Origin of the sequence: Bartonella sp. AP57NXGY, assembly GCF_042195805.1 — a bacterium.
In the GTDB taxonomy this organism is placed as follows: Bacteria; Pseudomonadota; Alphaproteobacteria; order Rhizobiales; family Rhizobiaceae; genus Bartonella.
The window spans coordinates 5,066-8,003 of sequence record NZ_JBHIOZ010000063.1; the positions used below are offsets into that span (position 1 = coordinate 5,066).

Annotated in this window: 1 protein-coding gene; it reads right to left on the reverse strand. The window is 37.3% G+C overall.

Features of this window, described 5'->3' with window-relative positions; translation table 11 throughout:
• Positions 1 to 539: 539 nt before the first annotated feature.
• Complete coding sequence (locus ACFIL8_RS06640) at positions 540 to 2,528, reverse strand: M23 family metallopeptidase (protein ID WP_375689189.1); 1,989 nt, start codon at positions 2,526 to 2,528, stop codon at positions 540 to 542.
• Between the last annotated feature and the right edge of the window lie 410 nt (positions 2,529 to 2,938).

Genomic DNA, 2,938 nt, shown 5'->3' on the forward strand with positions numbered 1-2,938 from the left:
TGCAAAGAGAGAGTTTTTTCAAGTTTTGTTATTTTTTGTAAGGCATGTGAAACTTTAAATATGGGGTGTTTTTGTAAAAGTGTGTAACAAATATTCTCAAGGATAACTTGCTTAGAAAGTTCATGAAACACTGTCCTTTAGGGCTATGCACAACAAGCATTCAATAGGTGGAATCTATTCAAAAAAAAGTCGGGTTGTTTATAGAATGATATGGATTTTAGAATCTTCATCCTTTAGCGGGCACCTCTTTGATTTGAGATTTTATTGCATGGCAAATAAGGACGGGCTATCGTTTTGATAAAATAAACAAGAAGAGTTAGCCTTTTGGGGTTTCATATTTTTCACTTTTCTATTGTGCGTAAACCTGAAAAGGGGAGGGTGTTTTATTTTTAATCATTGTGATGCGACCTTGGGTGGTGGCATCTTTCGGCGTATTCTTTAATAGATATTTAAAATGCGGAAATCTCTTTGAGAAAAGTAAGCGCTCAAGCATATTTTTTAGATGTTTTGAGTCGTAAAAATGCAGATGCTTTCATGCTTTAAGTTTCTTCGGAGGGTGCTATTGGGCTGTTGATCAAGGCATCAATGTTGTTTTTTTCTTGTAGGAATGTTTGTAGGTCTTGATTGGTTAAGGCTTTGCTATCCGGTATACGAATGCGCATGGGATCAACCTTGACGCCATTGACAATGATTTCAAAATGACAATGGGGTCCGGTTGCCATTCCTGTTGATCCAACATACCCAATAATTTGTCCTTGTCGTACTTTCACGCCTGGTTTGATGTCTGGTGCATAACGACTTTGGTGTGAATAACTGCTGACATATCCATTGGCATGTTGAATTTCCGTATGATTTCCATAGCCACCTGTTACACCTACTTTTGTGACAATACCATCTCCTACAGCAATAATGGGTGATCCTTTAGGAGCAACCCAATCAACACCCGTATGCATGCGAATATAGCCTAAAATAGGATGTTTGCGTGGACCAAAGGGAGAGCCAAAAATGCCATTTGGTGTGGGTTTGCGCAACAAGAAAGGCTTTGAACTTTTCCCTTCAGAATCATAATAATCAACGCTTCCATCTTTTAATTGATAACGGTAATATTTATAAGTTGTATTCCCAAAAGTTGCACTAATATAACGAATTTCTGGATCAGCGTTCTTGGATGATTCCTTTGCTTTCAAATTCTTTTTGCCGTTTTTGTTTTCTTTATCGCTTTGTGGTACAGCATAAAATATTTCGATCTGATCATTGGGTGTTATCGGACTTTTCATGTCAATATTGGTGGCTAGCAGACGAATAAGACGATGAGAGAGAGATTGTGATATATTATGGCTTAGCAAAGCACTATAGAGTGCATCATAAGCCGTTGGTAATTGCGCGCTATTGATATAAGAATGTGGAATACCATTTTGAAAAGCCGTTTTAAGTGCTTTAGACATTTTAGGCTCTGTGCTTTCAATGAATTGGCCTTTATCATTCAGGGCAATGGTGAGAATATGATGCATTCCTTGATAGATACTTGCGCGTACGAGATGGTCTTCTTCACCAGCTTGTGTCACGATACCAATGCGTAAAAGGCTTCCCTCTTTAAGGGAATCGGAAAGGCTTATTTTTTCTAGCGTTTTTACAACCTGGTCAATTTGCTTTTTTGTATAACTGGTTTTTTTGAAAGCATCGGCTATCGTTTGTTTTTTACGAATAGGAATAATATCTTCAACATAGTTTTTCGTCAGATCGATACGGTGACTTTGAGGAGAAACGGTTACATTTTCTTGAACGATTCGAACTTCAGGGGATTCTGTGCCTTGGGAAGGGGAGGATACATCTTCTAATTTTAAAGGATCAATCAATGTGAGAACTGAAAGAAGTTCGGAGCTCTTTTCTAAAGTAAATCCAGCTTTTTGTACTTCTTGTTGTGCCTCTTCATCTGTCAATGTGTCGCTGTCATCAAAATCGAATTGATTTACCTTAAAATCATAGCTGCGTAAGGTGAGTTTTGTTTCAACCTTTGCTCCATAAATCTGCCCAGAATCTTCTTGTGGTGCGATATTTTGATTTTTCGTATCACTAGCAAGAATGCTTAAAGAATCAAATTTTGGATAGCTATATTTCTGGGGGCGATTTTCGGCTAAAGCCATACGAATCCATTCAAAATGTTGTGTTTGAATGACTTTTTCATCGCCTTTTTTTTGTAGAATCGATAATTCAAATTGACGTTTTCTGTCAAAGCTTTGCCTTGCATGGGTGGGAGAAATACGATCACCTTTATAGCCATTGGCCTCAGGGTCTTGTGATTCTGATAGGTTTTCTTGCGTAAACCATTGTGGCGGTGTTACCAATCGCTGTTGTTCATCAAGAGCCGTAAAAAGTGCAATCCCCATAAGAATGCAGGAAGTGATTCCTGTCAGAATGGTTCCCGTAAGCCAACGAGCAGAGACCTGTCGGCGCGCAGGCCGCAAGCGCTTGACGACAAGAGCAGGGTCTTGTCCAGGATCGTTTTTTTGTTGTTCGTTATCCCACATAGATTTATAAGAGTACTTTTCAATATTAAATAAAGAAAGCTAGATAGATAGCTTAGCATGCTTCTACAGGAATTTGATTCTTTTTACAAATTACAGATCATGCGATTCTCTTTATACAGCAATGTCTTTATAAATCGTATCTGCGCAGAAAATTTTCTCTATTAAAGTAGCATAAAACAAGCGTTATTGTGATTAACTCATTCCTAGGCAACTTCCTATTTTTATGCATTGCAATGGGGTGCTATATTTTACTTTAAAGGCGCCATGCTCTCTTTGAACTCCTTGCTGTTTTCATGTTTTATTTTTATGAAGGCAGATTTTTCCAATAATGTTTTGAAATAGGATTTTTTGTTCAATATTTTATTGGTAAAGTTTGGGTTATTTTATTTAAAAAAAAATAAAAAATGATA